Here is a 23,791-nt window from a genome sequence, read left to right as displayed (position 1 = left end):
GCCTTTCTCTTTCTTCGTACACCTAAATGTGCGGGGACAGGGTCTCACTCCGACCACGGGGTGAGGAACCCCTAGGGGGAGCTCCCCCATGCGAGCCAGGGGACGGTCGTCCCGGCGGAGGACGAGAAGCGGCTTCCCCGCTTCTTAACTTGAACTTACAAACCACCACCTCTGCGAGGAGAAGACCGTGACTTCGGCTGTGACCATCCCCAGGCACGGGGGTTCGGGAGGGCAGACGGCCGTCGCCGCGCGGGCGCGTCAGGTCGTCAAGGCGTACGGCGCGGGGGAGACCCGGGTCGTCGCACTGGACCACGTCGACGTGGACATCGAGCGCGGGCGGTTCACCGCGATCATGGGGCCCTCGGGGTCCGGCAAGTCGACCCTGATGCACTGCCTCGCGGGCCTCGACACCGTGACCGGCGGGCAGATCTTCCTCGACGAGACCGAGATCACCGGGCTCAAGGACAAGAAGCTCACCCGGCTGCGCCGGGACCGGATCGGCTTCATCTTCCAGGCGTTCAACCTGCTGCCGACGCTGAGCGCGCTGGAGAACATCACGCTGCCGATGGACATCGCGGGCCGCAGGCCCGACCGGGAGTGGCTGGACCGGGTCGTCGAGACCGTCGGGCTCGCCGGGCGCCTCAAGCACCGGCCGACGGAGCTGTCCGGAGGCCAGCAGCAGCGCGTCGCCGTCGCGCGGGCGCTCGCCGCCCGGCCGGAGATCATCTTCGGCGACGAGCCGACCGGAAACCTCGACTCGCGGGCCGGCGCCGAGGTCCTCGGCTTCCTGCGCCGCTCCGTGGACGAACTGGGCCAGACGATCGTCATGGTCACCCACGACCCGGTCGCCGCCTCCTACGCGGACCGGGTGCTGTACCTGGCGGACGGACGGATCGTGGACGAGATGGAGCGGCCGACCGCCGAGGCCGTCCTCGACCGCATGCTCCTCTTCTCCGGGGGAAACCCCCAGGCCCCCGACTCCGACGCGCGCGGGCGGACGTCATGACCGTCCTCAGAACCTCGCTGCGGAACCTCCTCGCGCACAAGGGGCGGATGGCGCTCTCCGCCGTCGCCGTGCTCCTGTCCGTCGCGTTCGTGTCCGGGACCCTGGTCTTCACCGACACGATGAACACCACCTTCGACAAGCTCTTCGCGGTCACCGCCTCCGACGTCACCGTCTCCCCGCGGGAGGCCGACGCGACGGACGAGAGCCCGGACACCGGCCGCCCCGAGTCCTTCCCCGCCTCCGTCGTCGCCGAGGTGCGGGGCACGAAGGGCGTCGCCGACGCCCAGGGCTCCGTCACCTCGATGGGCGTCACCGTCGTCGACGAGGAGAACGAGAACGTCGGGCCGACCAGCGGCGCCCCGACGATCGCCGTCAACTGGAGCCCGTACGAGCTGCGTTCGGTGGAACTGGTCGAGGGCCACGAGCCGCGCGGCCCCACCGACGTCGTCGTGGACCGCGGCACCGCGGACAAGCACGGCCTGAAGCTCGGCACCCCGCTCCGCACGATCTCCGCCGCCGGCGACTTCACCGCCGCCGTCTCCGGCATCGTCGAGTTCAAGGTCACCAACCCGGGCGCCACCCTCGTCTACTTCGACACCGCCACCGCGCAGCGCCGACTCCTCGGCAAGGAGGGCCTGTTCACGCAGGTCATGGTGGACGCCGAGCCCGGCGTCGCCGACACCGCGCTGAAGGCGGACGTCGCCGCCGCCCTCGGCGACGGATTCAAGGTGCAGACCGCCGCCGAGGTCGCCGACGAGAGCAGCGAGGACCTGGCCGGCTTCCTCGACGTCATGAAGTACGCGATGCTCGGCTTCGCCGGGATCGCCTTCCTCGTCGGCATCTTCCTCATCGTCAACACCTTCTCCATGCTGGTCGCCCAGCGCACCCGGGAGATCGGCCTGCTGCGGGCCATCGGCTCCAGTCGCCGGCAGATCAACCGCTCCGTCCTCGTCGAGGCCGTCCTGCTCGGACTGATCGGCTCGGTCGCCGGCGTCGCCGCCGGTGTCGGCCTCGCCGTCGGCCTGATGGAGCTCATGTCGTCCATGGGCATGGAGCTGTCCACCCGCGACCTCACCGTCGCCTGGACCACGCCCGTCGTCGGCCTCGCCCTCGGCGTCCTCGTCACCGTCCTCGCCGCCTACGTCCCGGCCCGCCGGGCCGGCAAGGTCTCCCCGATGGCCGCCCTCCGCGACGCCGGCACCCCCGCCGACGGCCGCGCCGGCCGGGTCCGCGCCGGGACCGGCCTGCTCCTCACGCTCGCCGGCGGCGGCGCGCTGTGGGCCGCGACCCGGGCCGACGAGGCGGGCCCGGGCTCGCTGTGGCTCGGCGCCGGCGTCGTCCTGTCGCTGCTCGGCTTCGTCGTCATCGGCCCGGTCCTCGCGGGCGGGGTCGTCCGGGTCCTCGGCGTCGTCGTCCTGCGGGTCTTCGGCCCCGTCGGCCGGATGGCCGAGCGGAACGCGCTCCGCAACCCGCGCCGCACCGGCGCGACCGGCGCCGCCCTGATGATCGGCCTCGCGCTCGTCGCCTGCCTCTCCGTCGTCGGCTCCTCCATGGTCGCCTCGGCCACCGACGAGCTCGACCGGTCCGTCGGCGCCGACTACATCGTGCAGAGCCAGATGGGCGCGCCGATCGTGCCGCAGGCGCAGGCCGCCGTGGAGAAGGTCGCCGGCCTCGACCACGTCACCGAGTACCGGCCCGTCGACGTCCGGATCACCGACCCGCGCGGCACCACATCGAAGGAGTGGCTGGCCGCGACCGAGCCGACGTACCCCCGGGACCTCCGGCGCGAGGTCGTCTCCGGTGACCTGGCCGCCGCGTACGCCCCGGGCGCGATGTCCGTCGGCAGCGACTACGCCGCCGGGCACGGCGTGGAGGTCGGCGACACCCTCACCGTCGCCTTCGCCCACGGCTCGACGGCGAAGCTGAAGGTCGCCGCGATCACGGCGGACACCGGCAACGTCGACAACGGCGCCATGTACACGAACGTCACCACCGCCGCCGCGCACCTGCCGGCCGAGCGGATGCCGGCCAGCGCGCTGCTGCTGGCGAGCGCGGAGGACGGGCAGGAGGAGGCGGCGTACGCGTCCCTGAAGGAGGCGCTGGCCCCGTACCCCCAGTACAAGGTCTCCGACCAGGCCGACTACAAGGAGGACCTGAAGGACCAGGTCGGCCAGCTCCTCAACATCGTCTACGGCCTGCTGGCGCTGGCGATCGTCGTCGCGATCCTCGGCGTGGTCAACACGCTGGCCCTGTCGGTGGTGGAGCGCACCCGAGAGATCGGCCTCATGCGGGCCATCGGCCTCTCCCGCCGCCAGCTGCGGAGGATGATCCGGCTGGAGTCGGTCGTCATCGCCCTCTTCGGCGCGCTGCTCGGCCTCGGCCTCGGCATGGGCTGGGGCACGGCCGCCCAGCAGCTCCTCGCGCTGGAGGGCCTCGGCGTCCTGGAGATCCCCTGGACGACGATCCTCACGGTCTTCGTCGGCTCCGCCTTCGTCGGCCTCTTCGCCGCGCTGGTCCCGGCCTTCCGGGCGGGCCGCATGAACGTCCTGAACGCGATCGCCAGCGAGTAGCCCGGTCCGGTGAACCGCCACGGCCCCGGCGCGCGCCCCGCGCGCCGGGGCCTTCGCCGTGCGGGCCGGGGCCTTCGCCGTGCGCGGGCCGCGCTCCTCGCGGAGGTGGCGCGATCCCTCGCGCCGGGGGCGGCCGGGCGTCGTAGGGTGGAGGCCCCCGGCCCGTTCACGTGTCGGGCCGTTCGCGTTGTCCGCTCGCCCGGGTGTCCGCCTGTCCGTTCACCCCCGTACGTACCGGGATGGAAGCTCCATGAGCCTGCACGGTCTGCTCGACCTCGTCGTCAAGGACGCGGCCCTCGCGGAGGCGGTGACGGCCGCCTCGGACGGGAACCGCCCGCACGTGGACCTGGTCGGTCCCGCCGCCGCCCGCCCCTTCGCCGTGGCCGCGCTGGCCCGGGACTCGGGGCGCACGGTGCTCGCCGTGACGGCCACCGGCCGGGAGGCCGAGGACCTGGCGGCGGCGCTGCGGTCCCTCCTGGACCCGGACACCGTCGTCGAGTACCCCTCCTGGGAGACCCTGCCGCACGAGCGGCTCTCGCCCCGCTCCGACACCGTCGGCCGCCGGCTCGCCGTGCTGCGCCGCCTCGCCCACCCGAATCCGGACGACCCGGCCACGGGCCCGGTCGGCGTCGTCGTCGCGCCGATCCGCTCCGTGCTCCAGCCGCAGGTGAAGGGGCTCGGGGACCTGGAGCCGGTGGCGCTGAGGAGCGGCGGGACCGCCGATCTGAACGAGGTCGTCGAGGGGCTCGCGGCCGCCGCGTACGCCCGGGTCGAGCTGGTCGAGAAGCGCGGCGAGTTCGCCGTGCGCGGCGGCATCCTGGACGTCTTCCCGCCGACCGAGGAGCACCCGCTCCGGATCGAGTTCTGGGGCGACGAGGTCGAGGAGATCCGTTACTTCAAGGTCGCCGACCAGCGCTCCCTCGAAGTCGCCGAGCACGGGCTGTGGGCGCCGCCGTGCCGCGAGCTGCTGCTGACGGACGAGGTGCGGCGCAGGGCCGCGGCCCTCGCCGAGGAGCACCCGGAGCTCGGCGAGATGCTGAACAGGATCGCCGAGGGGATCGCGGTCGAGGGCATGGAGTCGCTGGCCCCGGTCCTCGTGGACGACATGGAGCTGCTGCTCGACGTCCTGCCGGCCGGGGCGATGACCGTCGTCTGCGACCCCGAGCGGGTCCGCACCCGGTCCGCCGACCTCGTCGCCACCAGCCAGGAGTTCCTCCAGGCGTCGTGGGCGGCGACGGCAGGCGGCGGCGAGGCGCCGATCGACGTCGGCGCGGCCTCCCTGTGGGGGATCGCGGACGTCCGGGACCGGGCGCGGGAGCTGGGGATGATGTGGTGGTCGGTGTCGCCGTTCGCGGCCGACGCCGACGCCGCCCGGGAGGCCGACGCCCTCACGCTGGGGATGCGCGCCCCGGAGTCGTACCGCGGCGACACGGCCCGCGCGCTCGCCGACACCAAGGGCTGGCTGGCCGACGGCTGGCGCACGGTGTACGTGACGGAGGCCCACGGCCCCGCCTCGCGGACCGTGGAGGTGCTGGGCGGCGAGGGCATCGCGGCCCGGCTGACGGCCGACCTGGCGGACGTCGGCCCGGCCGTCGTGCACGTGGCCTGCGGATCGATCGACTTCGGCTTCGTCGATCCGGCGCTCAGGCTCGCCGTGCTGACCGAGACCGACCTGTCCGGCCAGAAGGCGGCCGGCAAGGACGGGCAGCGGATGCCCGCCAAGCGGCGCAAGACCATCGACCCGCTGACCCTGGAGGTCGGCGACTACATCGTGCACGAGCAGCACGGCGTCGGCCGCTACCTGGAGATGGTGCAGCGCACGGTGCAGGGCGCGACCCGCGAGTACCTGCTCGTCGAGTACGCCCCCGCCAAGCGCGGCCAGCCCGGCGACCGCCTCTACATCCCGACGGACCAGCTGGAGCAGGTCACCAAGTACGTCGGCGGCGAGGCGCCCACCCTGCACCGGCTCGGCGGCGCGGACTGGACGAAGACGAAGCAGCGGGCGAAGAAGGCGGTCAAGGAGATCGCCGCCGACCTGATCAAGCTGTACAGCGCCCGGATGGCGGCCCCCGGCCACGCCTTCGGCCCCGACACCCCGTGGCAGCGCGAGCTGGAGGACGCCTTCCCGTACGCGGAGACGCCCGACCAGCTCTCCACGATCGCCGAGGTGAAGGAGGACATGGAGAAGACGGTCCCGATGGACCGGCTGATCTGCGGCGACGTCGGCTACGGCAAGACGGAGATCGCGGTGCGGGCCGCCTTCAAGGCGGTCCAGGACGGCAAGCAGGTCGCGGTCCTGGTGCCGACGACGCTGCTCGTGCAGCAGCACTTCGGCACCTTCAGCGAGCGGTACGGGCAGTTCCCGGTCAACGTCCGCGCGCTGTCCCGCTTCCAGACGGACACCGAGTCGAAGGCGACCCTGGAGGGCCTGCGGGAGGGCTCCGTCGACGTCGTCATCGGCACCCACCGCCTCTTCTCCTCCGAGACGAAGTTCAAGGACCTCGGCCTGGTCATCGTCGACGAGGAGCAGCGCTTCGGCGTCGAGCACAAGGAGCAGCTGAAGAAGCTCCGGGCCAACGTCGACGTCCTGACGATGTCCGCGACCCCGATCCCCCGGACGCTGGAGATGGCGGTGACGGGCATCCGCGAGATGTCCACCATCACCACCCCGCCGGAGGAGCGGCACCCGGTCCTCACCTTCGTCGGCCCGTACGAGGAGAAGCAGATCGGCGCGGCGATCCGCCGCGAACTCCTCCGCGAGGGCCAGGTCTTCTACATCCACAACCGGGTCGACTCCATCGACCGGGCGGCCGCCCGGCTGCGCGAGATCGTCCCGGAGGCGCGGATCGCGACGGCCCACGGCCAGATGTCGGAATCGGCCCTGGAGCAGGTCGTCGTGGACTTCTGGGAGAAGAAGTTCGACGTGCTCGTCTCGACGACGATCGTCGAGTCCGGCATCGACATCTCCAACGCCAACACGCTGATCGTGGAGCGCGGCGACAACTTCGGCCTCTCCCAGCTGCACCAGCTGCGCGGCCGGGTCGGCCGGGGCCGCGAGCGCGGCTACGCCTACTTCCTCTACCCGCCGGAGAAGCCCCTCACGGAGACCGCCCACGAGCGGCTGGCGACCATCGCCCAGCACACCGAGATGGGCGCCGGCATGTACGTCGCGATGAAGGACCTGGAGATCCGCGGCGCGGGCAACCTCCTGGGCGGCGAGCAGTCCGGCCACATCGCGGGCGTCGGCTTCGACCTGTACGTCCGCATGGTCGGCGAGGCGGTGGCGGACTACCGGGCCTCCCTGGAGGGCGGCGCGCAGGAGGAGGCGCCGCTGGAGGTCAAGATCGAGCTGCCGGTCGACGCCCACGTCCCCCACGACTACGCGCCCGGCGAGCGGCTGCGCCTCCAGGCCTACCGGGCGATCGCCTCGGCGAACTCGGAGGAGGACGTCAAGGCGGTGCGGGAGGAGCTCACCGACCGCTACGGCAAGCTCCCGGAGCCGGTCGAGAACCTCCTCCTCGTCGCCGGCCTGCGGATGCTGGCCCGCGCCTGCGGCGTCGGCGAGATCGTCCTCCAGGGCCCCAACATCCGCTTCGCCCCGGTGGAGCTGCGGGAGTCGCAGGAGCTGCGCCTCAAGCGCCTGCACCCGAAGTCGGTGATCAAGCCGGCCGTCCACCAGATCCTGGTGCCCCGCCCGGCCACCCGACCGATCGGCGGCAAGCCGCTCGTCGGCCGCGAACTGCTGGCGTGGACCGGGGAGTTCCTGACGACGATCCTCGACTGAGGGGCGCGGCCCGCAGGGGTTCAGTCCTCGCGGTCGGCGAGGAAGCCCGTCAGGGCGGTGAAGTACTCCTCCGGGGGCAGGTCGCCCACGGCCCCGTCGACGTTGTGCGTGAGGTACAGCGTGGCGAAGCCGTGGGCGAGGGACCAGGCGGCGATGCCGGTGGCGCGGGGGTCCGCCGTGCCGGGCAGGCCGGCGACGCCCGCGCGGAGCCCGGCGGCGGCGCGCTCCCGGGCCGCCGTGAGCGCGGGGTCGTCCGCGCGCAGCAGGGCGGGGGTGAACATGACCTGGAAGTGCGCGGGGTGGCCGGCCGCGAAGCGGACGTAGCGGCGGCCCCGGTCCGCGAGCGAGGTGCCGCCGGCCAGCGCGTCGGCGAGCAGGTCGAAGCCCTGGGCGGCGATGGCGGTCAGGAGGCCGGTCCGGTCGCCGAAGTGGTGGGCGGGGGCGGCGTGGGAGACGCCGGCCCGGCGGGCGAGGTCGCGCAGGCTCAGGGCGCCGGGGCCGTCGGCCGCGATCACCTCCAGGGCCGCCGTCAGGACGGCCTGCCGCAGGTCGCCGTGGTGGTAGGTGGTCCGCTTCCGGCTCGTCATGGCAGCAGCCTAGCCCTCATCTAGTCATTGACAAGTTGCCGGGCGCGGGCACAGTCTAGTCAGTGACTAGATTCCGGTCCGGCCGCTGCCAGGGAGGTCCCCGTGGACACCGCTCGCGCACGACAGATGTGGCACCTGCTCGAACCGCTGCACGCCCTGCACTACTACGCCCCCGGGGCCTTCGAGGAGGCCGCCGCGCTCGGCTACGACACCGGGGAGCGCTGGCCCTCCTACTTCGCCTGGCGCGCCGCGCCGCTGGGGGCCGTGGGGGCGGGACGGGTGGCGTCCGCGTTCTACAGCTTCAGCCCGGCCGCGGTCGGGCGGTACGTGCCCGCCGCCTGGGAGGTCGCCGCGCCCGGCGACGTCCTCGCGGCGCGGCTGCGGGCCGTCGACCGGACCCTGCGGGACGTGCTGGGGGACGAGGGCGCCGGCGCGCTGGACGAGGCCGCCGGGCTCGCGCGGCGGGCCGCCGAGGCCGCGGACCCGGCCGGCCGGCCGCTCGCCGCCGCCCACGCCGAGCTGCCCTGGGCCGACGAGCCGCACCTGGTGCTCTGGCAGGCCGCGACCCTGCTGCGCGAGCACCGGGGCGACGGACACGTCGCGGCGCTGCTCGGCGCCGGGCTCGACCCCGTCGAGGCGCTGGTGTCGTTCGCCGCCGTCGGGGCCGCGCCCGAGGCCGTCTTCGCGAGCCGGGGGTGGAGCGCCGGGGAGTGGTCGGCCGCGCGGGAGCGGCTGGCCGGGCGGGGGCTCGTGGACGCCGGCGGGGGCGCCACGCCGGCCGGGCGGGAGCTGCGGGCCGAGGTGGAGCGGCGCACGGACGAACTGGCCGCCGCGCCCTGGGCCGCGCTCGGCCCGGACGCCACCGCGCGGCTCTCGGAACTCCTCGGCGGGCCCTGGCTCGCCGCGATCGGCTCGGGACTGCTGCCCGCCGACAACACGCTCGGCATCGGGAAGGTCTGACACCGGACCGGCCCACCGGTGGCGAAACGATCACTATCAGGGGTTTTGTGCCTACGATTCTCCCGTGCTGATACGCCGAAAGCTTTTTTCCGCCGCGGGACCCGCCGGACTCGCCGGGCTCGTCCTCCTCGCCGGATGCTCCCTGCCCGGGGGGTCCTCCGCCGTCACGGGCACGGACCCCTTCGACAATCCGAACGGCCTGCGCGCGGGCCTCGCGCCGGTGACGGCGGAGACCGAGCGGGCGGCGCGGGAGCTGATCGACGGCCTCGCCACCAAGGGGCGCGGGACGAAGACCGGGTACGACCGGGACGAGTTCGGCTACGCCTGGATGGACAAGGCCGACGGCGTGCCGCTCGCCCGCAACGGCTGCGACACCCGCAACGACATGCTGCGCCGCGACGGCCACGACCTGCGCTACCGGTCGGGCTCCACCTGCGTGGTGGTCTCGATGAAGCTGCCCGACCCGTACACCGGCACCACCATCGACTGGACCAAGCAGAAGGCCGCCGAGGTCCAGATCGACCACGTCGTCCCGCTGTCGTACAGCTGGCAGATGGGTTCGTCGCGCTGGTCGAGGAGCAAGCGGCAGCAGCTCGCCAACGACCCGCTGAACCTGCTGCCGGTGCAGGGCCGGGCCAACTCGGCCAAGGGCGACTCCGGTCCGGCGACCTGGCTGCCGCCGTCGCGGGACATCCGCTGCGCCTACGCGGTCCGCTTCGCCCAGGTGGCGCGGAAGTACGCGCTGCCGGTCACCCCCGCGGACAAGAAGGCGATGCTCAGGCAGTGCGGCGGCTGAGGAGCGCCCGCCCGAGGGGTGTTCGATATTCGGTTGGCGCCGTTCGAGGCCGCGCCTAACCTGCCCACATGGACCAGGAACTGACGATCACCACGCTCGCCGAGCGGCCCGAGCTCGAAGGGCCGATGTGGTCCATGAAGGACCTCTGGCCCGAGTTCATGATGTACGACCCGGTCGGCTGGTCGCACATGGGCCGGATCGTGCGGGACTTCCCCGAGTACGTGCTCGTGGCCACCGAACCCTCGGGCGCGGTCGTCGCCCGCGGTTTCAGTGTGCCCTTCCGGCTCGACGCGGACGGGCGGCGGACGCTTCCCGACCGGGGCTGGGACGAGGTGCTGCTGTGGGCCTTCTCGGACCGGCGGCACGGCAGGACGCCCGACACGGTCAGCGCCATCGAGATCACCGTGGACACCAGCGCCCTCGGGCGCGGGGTCTCGCACGTGATGCTCGCCGCGATGCGGGAGAACGCGCGCCGGCTCGGCTTCGCCGAACTCGTCGCGCCGGTCCGGCCCAACGGCAAGCACCTGGAGGCCGGCGCCTCCATCCACGAGTACGCCTTCCGCGTCCGGGAGTCCGACGGGCTGCCGCACGACGCGTGGCTGCGGGTGCACGTCCGCGCGGGCGGCCGGATCGAGGCGGTCGCGCCCGCGTCGATGACGGTCTCCGGCTCCCTGGAGCAGTGGCGGGCGTGGACGGGGCTCGCCTTCGACGAGGACGGACCGGTCGAGGTGCCGGGCGCGCTCGTGCCCGTCCACTGCGAGGCCGCGCGCGGCTACGCGGTCTACGTCGAGCCCAACGTGTGGGTGCGCCACTCCCTGTCGGCCGGCTGACCCCCGGCCGGGCCGCGCCGGGTGCCGTGCGGTGCGCCGCGGCGGCGTCAGGACGTCTTGGTCCAGTCGCCGCAGCCGACCGACTTGAAGTAGCCGTCCTTGGCGGTGATCTTGACGATCGCGGTGCCCGTCACGTTGTCGTTCGCGAGGATCGCGTCCACGCCGTGGCCCGCGTCCTTCGAGCGCTCCCAGTAGCAGGCCGCGTCCTTGTTGCCCGTGGACTTGTAGGTGCCGGGCGCCACGTCGACGCCGACCTTGAACATGCCGCCGTCGCCCTTGAGCGTGTCCTTGGGGGTGCCGGCCGCCTTGGCGTCCACGGCCTCCCAGGTCTCGCAGCCCGTGGACTTGAAGAACTTGTCGCTCTTCTTGATCTCGACGTAGGCCGTGCCCGTCACGTTGTCGTTCGCGAGGATCGAGTCGAGCTCGCCGGTGGCGTCCTTCGAACGCTCCCAGTAGCACATGGCGTCCTCGTTGCCCGTCGTGCGGTAGAGGCCCGGCTTGACGTCGGAGCCGACCTCGAAGTCGCCGTCCCCGTCGACCGTGACGGCCTTCTTCTTCTCCGGGGCCTTCGACTCCGGCGCCTTCGAGCCGGCGTCCGACCCCTTGCCGCCCGAGGCCGCCGGGGCCGAGGCCTTCGCCTCGGGGGTGGCGCCCTCGTCTCCGCCCCCGCTCATCGCCGCGCCGATGGCGACGACGACCACGACCGCGCCGGCGGCGGTGAGGACCTTGTGGCGGGCGAACCAGCTGCGCTGCGACGGAGAGTTCGACATGGCTGTGAACACCTTTCGGGTGGCGGGGGTTTCCTGCGAACCGCTTGTTTCGATGACGTAATCACAACAGCTTCTGTGAACCGAGTCAACCACGTTCACGAAGTTCTTCTCCGCTCACGCCGTGAACCCCTCCGGTCGGTATGCTCGTCGTGCACAGGTCGTACGAGCGGGAGGACGGAGGGTCCAGGTGCCCGAGGACAGCGCCACAGAGGTCACCGCCGCCGGAATCGCCCGGCTCGCCGGCGTCGGCAGGGCCGCCGTCAGCAACTGGCGCCGCCGCCACGCGGACTTCCCCAAACCCGTGGGCGGCACCGAGACCAGCCCCTCCTTCGCCCTCCCCGAGGTCGAGCGGTGGCTCCGCGGACAGGGCAAGCTCGCCGAGGTCCCGCTCCGCGAGCGCGTCTGGCAGCAGCTCGCCGGCCACCCCGCCGGCACCCTCGCCGGCCTCGTCCACACCGGCGCCGTCCTCCTGCTCCTGCGCGAGCGGCCCCCCGCCCTCGCCGCGCTCGCCGCCCTCCCCGACCCCCGCTTCGCCGAAGCCCTGCCCGGCGCCCTCGAAGAGGTCCTCACCCTCCGCTTCGGCATCCCCAGGGCCGTCCCCACCCCCACCGCGGGAGAACTCGGCCCCGCCGCCCCGCTGCTCCGCGCCGCCGTCGAACTCGCGGCCGAACTGGGCGGCCCCCGGCAGGCGTTCGAGTTCCTCCTCGGCCGCCACCTGGACGCCAACCCCCGCCAGTACACCCTCACCCCGCCGCCGCTCGCCGAACTCATGGCCGCCCTCGCCGCCGCCGCGACCGCGAGCGCCGGGGACCCGCCCGCGGCCGTCCTCCTCGACCCGGCCTCCGGCACCGGCGGACTCCTGCGCGCCGCCGCCCGCCCGGCCACCCTCGCCGTCCAGGACGCCGAACCCGAGCTGGCCGCGCTCTCCGCGCTCCGCCTCGCCCTCCACGGCGACGCCGACATCCGCTCCGCCGCCGGCGACACCCTGCGCGCCGACGCCTTCCCCGAGCTGCGCGCCGACACCGTCCTCGCCCACCCGCCGTTCAACGAGCGCGCCTGGGGCCACGACGAGCTGGCCTACGACCCCCGCTGGGAGTACGGCTTCCCCGCCCGCACCGAGTCCGAGCTGGCCTGGGTCCAGCACGCCCTGGCCCGGCTCCGCGACGGCGGCACCGCCGTCCTCCTCATGCCCCCCGCCGTCGCCTCCCGCCGCTCCGGCCGCCGCATCCGCGCCGACCTCCTGCGCCGGGGCGCCCTGCGGGCCGTCATCGCCCTCCCGGCCGGCGCCGCCCCGCCGTACGGCATCCCGCTCCACCTCTGGGTCCTGGTCCGCCCCGCCGCCGGCCGCCGCGCCCCGGCCGAGACCCTCTTCGTCGACACCGCCGGGCTCGCGCCCGACGCGGGCCGCGACAAGCTCCCCTGGACCACCCTGCAGAACGCGGTGCTCGACGCCTGGGCCGGCCGCTCCGGCGACGACACCCTGGCCCGCGCCGTCCCCGTCATCGAGCTCCTCGACGACGAGGTCGACCTCGCCCCCGCCCGCTACCTCACCGCCCCCGACGCGGGCGGCTCCGCCGCCGAACTCTCCGCCGTCCGCGAGCGCCTGGACGCCACCCTGCGCCGCACCCTCACCCTCGCCCCGGACCCCGAGCCCGCCCGCCCCGCGCCCCGCCCCCTCACCACCGTCGGCGAACTGGCCCGCACCGGCGCCCTCCAGCTCCGCACCGGCGGCGCCGGCACCGCCCCCGCCGGCCGCGAGGTCCCCGTCCTCACCGAGCACGACGTGCTCACCGGCGCCGCCCCCTCCGGGACCCTCCCCGAAGCGGCCCAGGACCAGGCCGAGGAACCGGTCCTGGTCCGCGAGGGCGACGTGATCGTGCCGGTCCTCGGCGGCGGCCCCGCCGCCCGCGTCGTCGACGCCGCCACCGCCGGCGCCGCCCTCGGCCGCAGCCTCCAGCTGCTGCGCCCCGACCCGGAGGCGCTCGACCCCTGGTTCCTCGCCGGCTTCCTGCGCGGCACCGCCAACAACCGGCAGGCCAGCAGCTTCGCCTCCACCGCCACCCGGCTCGACGTCCGCCGCCTCCAGCTGCCCCGGCTGCCCCTGGCCGACCAGCGCCGGCACGGCGAGCGCTACCGCACCCTCGCCGAGTTCGAGGAGGCCCTCCGGCTCACCGCCCGGCTGGGCGAGCAACTGCTCCAGGGCCTCTACGACGGCCTCGCGGACGGAAGCGTCCGGCCGGGGCGATGACGGGGCTAATCTCGTAGCCTGAACAGCCGTCCCCGGGGGGAATTCGCATGTACGGACAGATGCCTGCCGCTCCCGCGCCGAGACCCGGCGGCGGCCCGTCCGCCGGGACCGTCGCCGTCCGCGTGCTCGTGACGGCCGCCGTGGTGCTCTCCCTCGGGCTGCTCGCCTGGGTGGCGATGCTCCGGCTCGCGATCATGCGCCGGACCGTCCGCGACTGGGTCCTCTTCTGGCTCCAGCTGGCCGTCACCATCGGCTGCTTCGTGCTGCTCCAGGAGGAGGACGAGAACTCCTGGCAGATCAACGTCGGCGCCGGCCTGGTCGTCGCCATGGCCACCGCCGTGACCGCGCACTACCTGGCGGCCGACATCAGGCACCACCGTCCGGCGGTGCCTTCGGCCCCGGGGCCGTACGCGCACCCGCAGGCGCCCGGCTACGGCTACCCGCAGGTCGACCCGGGCACGGCCGCCACCCTCCCCGGCGGCTACCCCCCGCAGGGCCAGGCCCCCAACCCGTACGCGACCCCGGCCCCGGCCCCGCACGCGCACCCGACCCCGCACGCGACCCCGACGCCGCCCCCGCACGCCCACCCGCACGCGACGCCGACCCCACAACCGCACCCGGGCCCGCACCCGACCCCGGCCACCCCCGCCGGCTCCCCCCGCATCGACCAGGTCCGCGCCGAGCTGGACGAGCTCAGCGACCTCCTCCGCAAGGAGGGCGAGAAGTGAACGGACGGGTCGTCGGTGGGCGGTACGAGATCGCCACCGTCGTCGGCCAGGGCGGCATGGGCCAGGTGTGGACCGCCTACGACACCCGCCTCGACCGCAGGGTCGCCGTGAAGCTCCTCAGCCCCGCCGCCCTCACCGGCCCGCGCACCGCCGCCGACGAACTGCGCCGCCGCTTCGTCCGCGAGTGCCGGGTCACCGCCCACGTCGACCACCCCGGCCTGGTCACCGTCCACGACGCCGGCAGCGACGGCGACGACCTCTACCTGGTCATGCAGTACGTCGACGGCGCCGACCTCGCCGACCACCTCGCCGAGCACGACCCGTACCCCTGGGAGTGGGCGGTCTGCGTCGCCGCCCAGCTGTGCGCGGTGCTCGCCGCCGTCCACGCGGTGCCGATCGTCCACCGCGACCTCAAGCCGCGGAACGTGATGATCCGCCCCGACGGCACCGTCACCGTCCTCGACCTCGGCATCGCCTCCGTCCTCGACTCCGACACCACCCGCCTCACCCACACCGGCGAACCCATCGGCAGCCCCGCCTACATGGCGCCCGAGCAGGCCATGGGCGGTGCCGTCGGCCCCCAGACCGACCTCTACGCCCTCGGCATCCTGCTCCACGAACTCCTCTCCGGGAACGTGCCGTTCGCCGGCTCCACCGCCCTCGGCGTCCTCCACCGCCACCTCTACGAGCCGCCCCTCCCGCTCCGCCAGGTGCGCCCCGAGGTCCCCGAGGCCCTGGAGGCCCTCGTCCTGCGCCTCCTCGCCAAGGACCCCGCCGCCCGCCCCGCCGGCGCCCACGAGGTGTACGAGGCGCTGCTGCCCCTGCTCCCCGCGCGCGGCGCCCCCTCGGGCCCCATGGACCCCACCCGCCCGTTCCTGCGCCCGCACGCGCCCTGGCCCGCCGCGCCCCGGCCGGCCGCAGTGCCCCGGCCGGCCGCCGCGCCCCCCGCCCCTCCCGCCGCCGCCGACCCCAGGGTCGCCGTCCCCGCCCGGCCCCCCGCGCCGCCGCTGCCGCCGCTGCCGGAGCAGGCGCCCCGGAGCGCCGACGTCGCGGGCGCCGTCGAGCAGGTGAAGCGGCTCCTCGGCGAGGGCGCCCTCACCCAGGCCGTCGACGTGCTCGGCGGGATCCTCCCGGCCGCCGCCGCCGAGCACGGCGAGGGCTCGCCGGTGGTCCGCATCCTGCGCAAGCAGTACGCGTCCACCCTGATGGACGACGGGCAGTACCGGCGCGCCCTGCCCGAGCTGCGCCGGCTCGCCGCCGACGACCCGGGCAACGCCCAGTTCGGCCACGACATCGCGCTCTGCCTGGAACAGCTCGGCGAGACCGCCGAGGCGCTCGCCGCCTTCCGCGCGGTCCTCCCCGCCTTCGAGCGGGGCCCCGCGCAGGACCCGGGCCGGGCCTTCGACATCCGGCGCCGCACCGGCCTGCTGCTCCTCGCGACCGGGCGGCACGCGGAGGGCCAGGCGGAGCTGAACCGGCTCCTGCTCGACGCGGAGCGGCTCTACGGGCCGTACCACCCGCTGGCGGCCGAGCTGCGCCGGGCACTGGAGCACCAGCGCCAACTCGGCCGCCGGGCCTGATCGTTCCAGCCGTTTCCCGGTGGCCGGAGGAGGAGGCCGTCCCGTACGGTCGGAAGCGTGACACTTCCTTCTTCCGTCCAGCTGAACCACACCGTCGTCCACTCCTCCGACCGCTCCGCCTCCGCCCGCTTCCTCGCCGGGATCCTCGGCCTCCAGGTGGGCGCCCCCTTCGGCCCCTTCCTCCCCGTCGACCTCGCCAACGGCGTGACGCTCGACTTCTACCAGGCGCCCGAGGGCCCCATCCAGGGCCAGCACTACGCCTTCCTCGTCCGGGACGAGGACTTCGACGCGATGATCGACCGCCTGGAGGCGGCCGGGGTCACCTACTACGCGGATCCGGCCCACCGGCAGCCGCGCGAGGTCAACACCCTCTTCGGCGGCCGGGGCGCGTACTTCGACGACCCGGACGGCCACAACATGGAGATCATGACGGTGCCGTACGCGCGCCCCTGACCGCGGGCCGGTAGCCGGGCGGACGACCCGTCAGCATCACGACTCCACAACGTGAGGGGAAAGGGAAACCCCCTCATCACTTTTGTCTGATTTGCGGGTTGTAATGTTCGCGTCTGATCACGTCCACGCCAATCAAGGACCCTTCATGACGACGCCGCCCACCCCCTCCCTGCCCGAGCCCGTCTCCGCGCCCGAGGCCCCGAAGAGCAAGAAGGCCCTGAAGAAGGTCGGCGGCATCGTCGTGGCGATCGTCGTCGCCGTGGGCCTGAAGCTCGGCCTGCCGTACCTCACCGGCGACGCGCCGGTGCACGCCAAGGTCGGCGAGTGCGTGGTCGTGACCGGCGCGGAGAACGACCCGAAGGTCGACACGGCGGACTGCTCCTCCGGCAAGGCCGACCTGTACAAGGTCGAGAAGGTCTTCGAGGACACCTTCGACCTGGAGAAGTGCGGCGAGGACCTCTCGGCGCTGGCGCAGCAGCTGGACTCGGACAAGTTCGTCCTGTGCCTCTCCGAGGTCAAGAAGTAGCCCCCCTCTCGGAAGAGACGGGACGGACGGCCGGGAGCACGAGCTCCCGGCCGTCCGTCGTTCCCGCCACCCGCCGCGCCGCCGCCCGCCGGCCCCGGCGCCGCTGAACGGCCGCCAGACCCGCGAGGGCCAGGGCCGAGACGCCCGCGACGGCCAGGCCGGGGAGGAGGCCCGGCGGGCGGAAGGCGCAGGAGAGGCTGTCGGTGCCGGTGAGCGGCACGGCGAGCAGGCCCGCGTACGGCTCCGGCCGCCGGCCCTGGCAGGTCCAGCCGGGGATCGCGGGGGCGGCGACCACCGCCGTGCCCGTCACGGGGTGCGGGAAGCGGGCCGTGAGGCCCGTCGTCGTGGGGGTCACGGCGACCGCCGCAGAGGAGCGCAGCGCGGCCACGGCCGCGCGCAGGCGCGCCCGGTCCAGGCAGCCGAGTTCCACCGGGCCCCGGCCCGGCGGGACGTGCGGGCGGACGCCGGGGGCGGGCTGGTCGCCCAGGGAGGTCATCGCGGCCCGCCGCTTGGGGCCGCCGCCGAGAAGCCGGACGGGGGGCCGGGTGCCGAGGCGGGCCGGGCCCGTGCGCTCGGGGGCCCAGAGGAAGACCTCCGTGCCGACCGGGCAGGCGCCGGCGGCCGGGGCGGCGTACACCCGGGCGCCCAGGAGGAGTTCCTGGTTGCGGAAGGGGGACGGGCCGAGGACCGGGGGCGGGCCCTGCCGGACCGTCACGAGCGGCAGCGGATCCGCCGTACGCACCACCCGGCCGTCCCGCCAGCGGGCGCCGACCCCCGACAGGGCGTCCACGACGGGGTTGTCGAGGCTCTGGAGGCTGCGGCCCCGGGAGGTCCAGCCGCCGCCGAGGCCGGTCAGCAGGCCGGTGAGGACGGCGGGGGTGTGGCTGCTGTAGTAGGCGGCGCCCTGGCCGCCGAGGAGCAGCGGGTCGTTCCCGGCGACCCGGGGGAGGCCGGAGTCGGTGCGGTACGCCGGCCAGCCGTCGGCCGCCGCGAGGGCCGCCGCCCGGCGCTCCTGCTCCGGGCCGTGCGGCGGGTAGTCGTCGAGGTGGGCGAGCCGCCTGCGGTCCGCGTACGCCGTCGTCGCGGCGGCCTGGCCGAGGAGCGTGCCGGTGACCAGCAGCGCGGCGAGGACGGCGTACCGGCGGCGCCGGGGGAGGGCCAGGGCGCCCGCCGTCGCGGCCAGGCCGGCGAGGGCGAGGAGGAGGGCCGGCCGGGTGGCGAGGGGGCTCGGGAGGGCGGCGGCGGTGAGGGCGAGGACGACCGCGCCGCCGGCGGCGAGCGGCCGGCGGCCGGGCGGTCCGTGGACGAGGGCGGCGTGCGCGGCGAGGACCAGCAGCCCGGCGAGGACGAAGCTCTGGCGGTACGGGCTGCCGTTCGGCGTGGCGAAGAGGTGCCACACCAGGTGCGTCGGGCCCCACTGGAGGGAGAGCGCCACGCCCAGGACGAGCCCGGTCCACACCCACCGCTCCCGTCCCGGCACGTCCCGCCGGAAGGCGAGCGAGGCCACCAGCAGCAGCACCGGCGTGGCGACGAAGGCGGCGGGCGTGGAGAAGCCGTACGTCCCCGGCAGCAGCCGCGCCAGCACGTCCGTGGCGCCCGCCGCGTCGAAGTCCCGTACGACCCCCGGGTGCGCCTGCCGCGTCGACAGGAACACGGGCGCGAGGACCGGCGCGGCGAGCCCCACCCCGAGGACCGTCGTGACGGCGGCCCGGAGCGGGACCCGGGTGCGGAGGCCGCCCGTGGCCGTCAGGCGGGCGAGGAGGAAGAGGGCCGCGCCGAGGGTCGCCATGTGGGCGGTGTAGAAGTTCGCCGTCCAGCAGACCGTCACCGTCAGGACGGCCAGGAGCGGGCGGCGGCCCTCGCGGGTCCACTCCGCGACCAGGCAGAGCAGCGGGAAGGCGATCAGGCCGTCCAGCCACATCGGGTTGTAGGCGCCCTCGGTCACGGACCAGCCGCACAGGGCGTAGGCGGCGCCCAGCAGGCCGGGCCACCACCAGGCGGGGGCGGCCGACAGGCGGCGCAGCAGGAAGTCGGTCGCGGCCGCCGCCAGGGCCGTCTTCAGGACGGTCAGGGCGTAGACGGCGTACTCGATGTCGGCGCGCGGGACCAGCGCCACCAGGGGGGCCAGCGGGCTCGACAGGTAGGTGCCGTAGTCGGGGAGGAAGCTGGTGCCCCAGCCCGCCCGCCAGTCCAGCAGGAGGCCGCCGTCGGCGCGGCCGCGCAGCAGGTCCCACAGGTGGGCGTGGAAGGGGACGAACTGGTTGGCCAGGTCGTTCACGGAGCGGTGGCGCGGGCCGAAGGGGAAGATCCGGGCCGCCGCGTCCCCGGCGCAGACGGCCGCGACGGCGAGGAGTCCGGCCAGGGCGGTGGCGGCGGCGGTGGCACGGCGCGGGGGAGCGGCGGACGCGGCGGGCGCGGTGGTGCCGGGGGGCTTGGTTCGCAGGGCTGTTCGCATGGCGAGTTCGAATATCGCAGCGCCGGAGGGGCGGGCGGCGGCGGGCGCGGGGCAGTTCACGCAATGGTCGCCCCGTCGTCACCCCGGTGGACCGGGCGGGTCACCGGTCTGCCTTTGGGTGTCCCGTGTGCTGCTCTCTCTCGTCGTCCCCTGCTTCAACGAGGAGGACGTCCTCGCCCGCTTCCACGCCCACGTGACGAAGGAACTCGACGCCCTGGAGGGCGACTTCGAGCTCGTCTACGTGGACGACGGAAGCCGCGACCGGACCCTCCCGATCCTGCGGGACCTCGCCGCCGCCGATCCCGCGCGGGTCCGCTTCGTCTCCTTCAGCCGCAACTTCGGCAAGGAGGCCGCCATGCTCGCCGGGCTCCGGCACGCGGCCGGCGACGCCGTCGTCATCATGGACGCGGACCTCCAGCACCCGCCCGAGCTGGTGCACCGCATGGTCGCGCTGCACGCCGAGGGGTACGACCAGGTCGTCGCCCGCCGCACCCGCGAGGGCGACCGGGTCACCCGCACCCTCACCGCCCGCCTCTACTACCGGGCGATCAACCGGCTCGTCGACGTCGAACTCGTCGACGGGGTCGGCGACTTCCGGCTGCTGTCCCGGCGCACCGTCGACGCGGTCCTCGGGCTCGGCGAGTACAACCGCTTCTCCAAGGGGCTGTTCTCCTGGGTCGGTTTCCGGACGACGACCTTCGCCTACGAGAACGCGGTGCGCGAGGAGGGCCGGTCCAAGTGGACCTTCGGCAAGCTCCTCAACTACGGCCTCGACGGCCTGCTCTCCTTCAACAACAAACCGCTGCGCGCCGCCGTCTACCTCGGCCTGCTGCTCGTCTCCCTCGCCTTCGCCTACGCCGGCTGGATCGTCGTCGACGCCCTCGCCCACGGAGTGGACACGCCCGGCTACGTCACCCTCCTCGTCGCCGTCACCGCCCTCGCCGGCGTCCAGATGGTCATGGTCGGCCTGATCGGCGAGTACGTCGGCCGCATCTACTACGAGGTGAAGCGCCGGCCGCACTACCTGGTCGCGGAGACGCACGCGGGCCGCGAGAAGGAGGGCGTCCGGGCCGACACCCGGGCGGCGGGTGCCTCGTTGTGGGAGACGGTCGTCCGGAAGTGACCTCCGTGACGCGGTGACGCCCAAGTTGTCTCCGCGAAGTAGTGGCTACGGTCCCGGCGACTCCCTAACATCGATCACCGCAAGGTCGTCCAACTGACGCACGACCAGCCCGGGAGGCTCCTTTGCACCGCCGCGACCGCCGCCACGACAGCCCCGCACGCCGCCGCACCGCGCTTGCCCTCTCCGCCGCGTTCCTCGCCGCGGCCCCGCTGCTCACCGCGTGCGGCGGCGAGGCCCATCCAGGGGCGGCGGCCGTCGTCGGCGGCGAGCGGATCGACGTCTCCGCCCTCCAGGCCCAGGTGAAGGCGGCCAGGGACGCGCAGTCCGCGTCCCCGCAGTCCGCCCAGCTGATCGCCGCCACCGGCGACCTCGGCCGGCAGAAGCTCAACGGCATGATCTTCGACCGGATCCTCGACGAGGTCGCCGCCGACCAGGGCGTCACCGCCAGCCGCGCCGAACTCCAGCGGACCCGCGAGGCGTTCGTCCGCGAGAACGGCGGCGAGGAGGGCCTGGAGGCCGTCCTGCTCCAGCAGCAGGGCGTCGCCCCCGGCCAGATCGACGACGTCGTCCGGCGCAACGTCCTCATGACGAAGATCATCGAGAAGCAGGGGATCGCCGAGACCCCCGAGGGCCAGCAGAAGCTCCAGGATCTGTTCGCCACCGCGTCGAAGTCCCTCGACATCGACGTGAACCCCCGCTACGGCGCCTGGGACGACACCAAGGTCCAGCTGGACACCGGAGCCGACACGGCCCCCTGGCTCGTCGAGGTCACCAAGGACCCGGCCGCCGCCGGCCCGGAGCAGCTTCCGGGCTGATCCCGCGCCCGGGGTAGGTTCGGAGGGTGACTTCCGAGAACCCCGGCCGCGTCGTCCTGCTCACCGCCAGCCACCGGGTGGCGCCCGGACTGCTGTCCTGGCCCGCCTGGCAGGCGCTGCGGGCCGCCGACCGGGTCCTCTGCCCCGACGAGGACCACCCCCAGCTGCCGTACCTGCGGGAGGCGGGCGTCGCCGTCGAGCACGTCCGCCCCACCGCCGAGGAGCTGGTCGCCGCCTGCGCCGGAGGCCGTACCGTCCTGGTCCTGCCCTCCGGCGAGGGGGACCGGGCCCTCACCGACGGGCTCGCCCGGCTCGCCAGCTCCGGCCGGACCGCCATGCCCGACCTGGAGCTGCTGCCCGGCTCGTACGACCTCCCGGGCGCCCGGCTCCTCGACCTCGTCCAGGTCATGGACGTCATCCGCCGCCGGTGCCCCTGGTCCTCGCTCCAGACCCACCAGGGCCTCGCGAAGTACGCCATCGAGGAGTCGTACGAACTCGTCGAGGCGATCGAGGCCGGCGACCGGCACGAGCTGCGCGAGGAGCTGGGGGACGTCCTCCTCCAGGTCGTCTTCCACGCGCGGATCGCCGAGGAGGACGCCGAGGAGCCGTTCTCCGTCGACGACGTGGCCGCCGCCCTCATCGAGAAGCTGATCCAGCGCCACCCGCACATCTTCGGCGACGAGACCGCCGAGACCCCCGAGGACGTCCGGGCCCACTGGCTGCGCACCAAGGCCGCCGAGAAGCGCCGGGAGTCCCTCACGGACGGCGTGCCCGTCGGCCAGCCCGGCCTCGCCCTCGCCGCCAAGCTGGCGAGCCGCGTCCGCACCGCCGGCCTCGACGCCCCGCTGCCAAAGGGCGAGGGCGTCGGCTACGAACTGCTGGCCCTCGCGGCCCGCGCGGAGGCCGAGGGCGTGGACCCGGAGGCGGCGCTGCGCGCGGCGGCCCGGGCCTACCGGGACGCGATCAGGGCGGCGGAGGGCCTCTAGAGGTCGCGCGGGGCGCGGGCCGCCGGGTCGTGCCAGCGGATCGCGGGGGGCTCCAGGAGCCATTCGGCGCGGGAAGCGGGGCGGGCGGTGAAGCGGCCCACCGGGGGGAGGGCGTCGTGACGGGTGCGGGCCGGGTCGGCGCCCAGCTCGGCCAGGACCTCGGAGACCTCGGCGAGGAAGCCGGGCGGCCCGGCCAGGTGGACGTCGTGGTCCGGCCAGCGGCCGCAGGTCCGCAGCGCGGTGAGGAGGCGTTCGGTCGCCTGGTCGCGCGGGTGGCGGGGGGCCGAGGTGATGTAGGTGACGCTCAGGCCGGGGAGCCGCGCGGCCAGCGCGTCCAGCTCCTCGCGCCCGTACAGGTACTCCCGCGAGCGGGCCACCGCGAAGATCCGGCCCTCGGCCCGCGGGTCGGACGCGGCCGCCTCCTCCAGGAGCGCCTTGACCGGCGCCCAGCCCGTACCGGCGCATATATAGGTGCGGAGCCCGCCCGGGGCCGTCCCCGAGACCGCCGCCCCGCCCGCCGCGCTCAGCCGCAGCGTCTCGCCCGGCCGGACGCCGTCCACCAGGGCCGTGGAGACGGCCCCGCCGCGGATCCGGCTCACGTGCAGGTCGAGCGTGCCGTCCTCGCGCGGGGCGTTGCCGATCGAGTACGTGCGCCACACCCGCGGGACCCGGAGCGAGCTGACGCCGGCGTACTGGCCGGGGAGATAGGGGTACGGCCGCCGGGGGCGGAGGGTCAGCACGGCCAGGTCGTCGCCGTGCCGCCGGTGGCCGACGACGTCCGCGTCCCACCAGGCCGGGTCCCCGGCGGCGGCGGACTCGTCCGCGCCCCGCAGCATCAGGTCGGCGACCAGGCCGTACGCCTCCGACCACGCCTTCTCCGCCTCGACCGTCCACGTCGACCCGGCGGTGTGCGCGAAGGCGGCGAGCAGGCTCTCGCCGACCGCCGCGTAGAGGGCGGGGGTGGCGAGGAACTTGCGGTGGTCGCGGCCGAGCCGCCCCAGATAGGCGGGCAGCCCCGGGTCGTCGAGGCCGGTCACCACGTGGGTGAGGGCGGCGAACAGCCGGTCGCGCTGCGGGACCATGTCCTCGGGGAAGAGCTCACGCACGCCGGGGTTGCGCCAGAAGAGGTGCGAGTAGAAGTACGTGACGGCGTGTTCGGCCCGTCTCTCGACGACCGCGAACGTGCTTCTGAGCAAGGGGAGGTCCACGCCGGAAATGTAGGGCACGGGCCGTCACGGCGTGATCACCGGGCGGTGATCACGTCAGGTCGGCCGGCGGGGCGCGGGAGGGCGGACGGTACGGTCGGGGAGTGAGTGAAGGACCCGCCCCGATGCCCGCCGAACCCGACACATCCGATACGCCCGGCATGCCCGGCACGGGCTCCGCCCCGGCCTCCTGCCCCGCCTCCGGCGACGCGACCGGACCCGCCGGAGGGCCCGAGGGAGGGCCCGGCGGCAGTCGAGGCGGCGGATCCGGCGGAGAGGCCAAGGCCGGACCCGGCGACGGCCACGGCGGCGGACCCGACGACGGGCCCGAGGGCGGTTCCGGTGGCGGCCACGGTGGCGGGCCCGAGG

The 23,791-nt window shown here is 74.7% G+C and carries 18 protein-coding genes; 14 read left to right on the top strand and 4 right to left on the bottom strand.

Annotated elements, in window-relative coordinates; genetic code table 11:
- The first annotated feature begins 187 nt into the window (after positions 1-187).
- From ACF1ED_RS22525 to mfd, 3 genes are all read left to right on the top strand, one after another.
- Positions 188-1,006, top strand: coding sequence for an ABC transporter ATP-binding protein (locus ACF1ED_RS22525; protein ID WP_391763107.1), 819 nt, complete (start codon positions 188-190; stop codon positions 1,004-1,006).
- The gene (locus ACF1ED_RS22520; protein ID WP_391763105.1) at positions 1,003-3,576 is read left to right on the top strand and encodes an ABC transporter permease; all 2,574 of its coding nucleotides are present in this window, start codon (positions 1,003-1,005) and stop codon (positions 3,574-3,576) included. Before ACF1ED_RS22525 ends, ACF1ED_RS22520 begins: the two co-directional genes overlap by 4 nt.
- Positions 3,577-3,826: 250 nt before the next feature.
- Positions 3,827-7,360, top strand: a complete 3,534-nt coding sequence (gene mfd, locus ACF1ED_RS22515; RefSeq protein WP_391763103.1) for a transcription-repair coupling factor — start codon at positions 3,827-3,829, stop codon at positions 7,358-7,360.
- Between the two features lie 20 nt (positions 7,361-7,380).
- Here mfd and ACF1ED_RS22510 read toward each other — a convergent pair whose 3' ends face one another.
- On the bottom strand, positions 7,381-7,947 hold the full coding sequence (locus ACF1ED_RS22510) for a TetR/AcrR family transcriptional regulator (protein ID WP_391763101.1): 567 nt from the start codon (positions 7,945-7,947) through the stop codon (positions 7,381-7,383).
- A gap of 126 nt (positions 7,948-8,073) precedes the next feature.
- Between ACF1ED_RS22510 and ACF1ED_RS22505 the strand changes: the two genes are divergently transcribed.
- The 3 genes from ACF1ED_RS22505 (at position 8,074) to ACF1ED_RS22495 (ending at position 10,533) form a co-directional block, all read left to right on the top strand.
- Positions 8,074-8,907 carry a hypothetical protein gene (locus tag ACF1ED_RS22505; RefSeq protein ID WP_391763512.1) on the top strand — a complete coding sequence of 278 codons (834 nt, stop codon included), beginning with the start codon at positions 8,074-8,076 and terminating at the stop codon, positions 8,905-8,907.
- A 64-nt stretch (positions 8,908-8,971) separates the two neighbouring features.
- The gene (locus tag ACF1ED_RS22500) at positions 8,972-9,703 is read left to right on the top strand and encodes an HNH endonuclease family protein (RefSeq protein ID WP_391763099.1); all 732 of its coding nucleotides are present in this window, start codon (positions 8,972-8,974) and stop codon (positions 9,701-9,703) included.
- A 68-nt stretch (positions 9,704-9,771) separates the two neighbouring features.
- Positions 9,772-10,533, top strand: coding sequence for an N-acetyltransferase (locus tag ACF1ED_RS22495; RefSeq protein ID WP_391763097.1), 762 nt, complete (start codon positions 9,772-9,774; stop codon positions 10,531-10,533).
- 47 nt (positions 10,534-10,580) lie between these two features.
- On the opposite strand, the gene ACF1ED_RS22490 is transcribed toward ACF1ED_RS22495, so the two are convergent.
- The gene (locus ACF1ED_RS22490) at positions 10,581-11,303 is read right to left on the bottom strand and encodes a hypothetical protein (RefSeq protein WP_391763095.1); all 723 of its coding nucleotides are present in this window, start codon (positions 11,301-11,303) and stop codon (positions 10,581-10,583) included.
- Positions 11,304-11,490: 187 nt separating this feature from the next.
- On the opposite strand from ACF1ED_RS22490, the gene ACF1ED_RS22485 reads away from it, so the two are divergent.
- The 5 genes from ACF1ED_RS22485 to ACF1ED_RS22465 all read left to right on the top strand — a co-directional run bounded on the left by ACF1ED_RS22485 (position 11,491) and on the right by ACF1ED_RS22465 (position 16,838).
- Positions 11,491-13,551 (top strand): N-6 DNA methylase, encoded by a 2,061-nt coding sequence (locus ACF1ED_RS22485; RefSeq protein ID WP_391763093.1) that lies wholly within the window; start codon positions 11,491-11,493, stop codon positions 13,549-13,551.
- 59 nt (positions 13,552-13,610) lie between these two features.
- Positions 13,611-14,279, top strand: a complete 669-nt coding sequence (locus tag ACF1ED_RS22480; RefSeq protein ID WP_391763091.1) for a hypothetical protein — start codon at positions 13,611-13,613, stop codon at positions 14,277-14,279.
- Positions 14,276-15,859 carry a protein kinase gene (locus ACF1ED_RS22475; protein WP_391763089.1) on the top strand — a complete coding sequence of 528 codons (1,584 nt, stop codon included), beginning with the start codon at positions 14,276-14,278 and terminating at the stop codon, positions 15,857-15,859. Before ACF1ED_RS22480 ends, ACF1ED_RS22475 begins: the two co-directional genes overlap by 4 nt.
- A 57-nt stretch (positions 15,860-15,916) precedes the next feature.
- Positions 15,917-16,312, top strand: coding sequence for a VOC family protein (locus ACF1ED_RS22470; protein ID WP_391763087.1), 396 nt, complete (start codon positions 15,917-15,919; stop codon positions 16,310-16,312).
- 145 nt (positions 16,313-16,457) lie between these two features.
- Positions 16,458-16,838 carry a hypothetical protein gene (locus ACF1ED_RS22465; RefSeq protein ID WP_391763085.1) on the top strand — a complete coding sequence of 127 codons (381 nt, stop codon included), beginning with the start codon at positions 16,458-16,460 and terminating at the stop codon, positions 16,836-16,838.
- Here ACF1ED_RS22465 and ACF1ED_RS22460 read toward each other — a convergent pair.
- Positions 16,828-19,293, bottom strand: coding sequence for a YfhO family protein (locus tag ACF1ED_RS22460; RefSeq protein ID WP_391763083.1), 2,466 nt, complete (start codon positions 19,291-19,293; stop codon positions 16,828-16,830). The genes ACF1ED_RS22465 and ACF1ED_RS22460 overlap by 11 nt on opposite strands.
- A gap of 127 nt (positions 19,294-19,420) precedes the next feature.
- Between ACF1ED_RS22460 and ACF1ED_RS22455 the strand changes: the two genes are divergently transcribed.
- The 3 genes from ACF1ED_RS22455 (at position 19,421) to ACF1ED_RS22445 (ending at position 22,217) form a co-directional block, all read left to right on the top strand.
- On the top strand, positions 19,421-20,416 hold the full coding sequence (locus tag ACF1ED_RS22455) for a glycosyltransferase family 2 protein (RefSeq protein ID WP_391763081.1): 996 nt from the start codon (positions 19,421-19,423) through the stop codon (positions 20,414-20,416).
- Between the two features lie 122 nt (positions 20,417-20,538).
- Positions 20,539-21,231: a SurA N-terminal domain-containing protein gene (locus ACF1ED_RS22450; protein WP_391763079.1), complete on the top strand. Its 693-nt coding sequence runs from the start codon at positions 20,539-20,541 to the stop codon at positions 21,229-21,231.
- 26 nt (positions 21,232-21,257) lie between these two features.
- A complete protein-coding gene (locus ACF1ED_RS22445) occupies positions 21,258-22,217 on the top strand; it encodes a nucleoside triphosphate pyrophosphohydrolase (RefSeq protein WP_391763077.1) in 960 nt (319 codons plus the stop codon).
- On the opposite strand, the gene ACF1ED_RS22440 is transcribed toward ACF1ED_RS22445, so the two are convergent.
- Complete coding sequence (locus tag ACF1ED_RS22440; RefSeq protein ID WP_391763075.1) at positions 22,214-23,425, bottom strand: globin domain-containing protein; 1,212 nt, start codon at positions 23,423-23,425, stop codon at positions 22,214-22,216. The genes ACF1ED_RS22445 and ACF1ED_RS22440 overlap by 4 nt on opposite strands.
- Between the last annotated feature and the right edge of the window lie 366 nt (positions 23,426-23,791).

This window comes from Streptomyces sp. NPDC014656, assembly GCF_043084305.1.
Lineage (GTDB): Bacteria > Actinomycetota > Actinomycetes > Streptomycetales > Streptomycetaceae > Streptomyces.
This window is presented reverse-complemented; position numbering and strand designations above follow the sequence as displayed.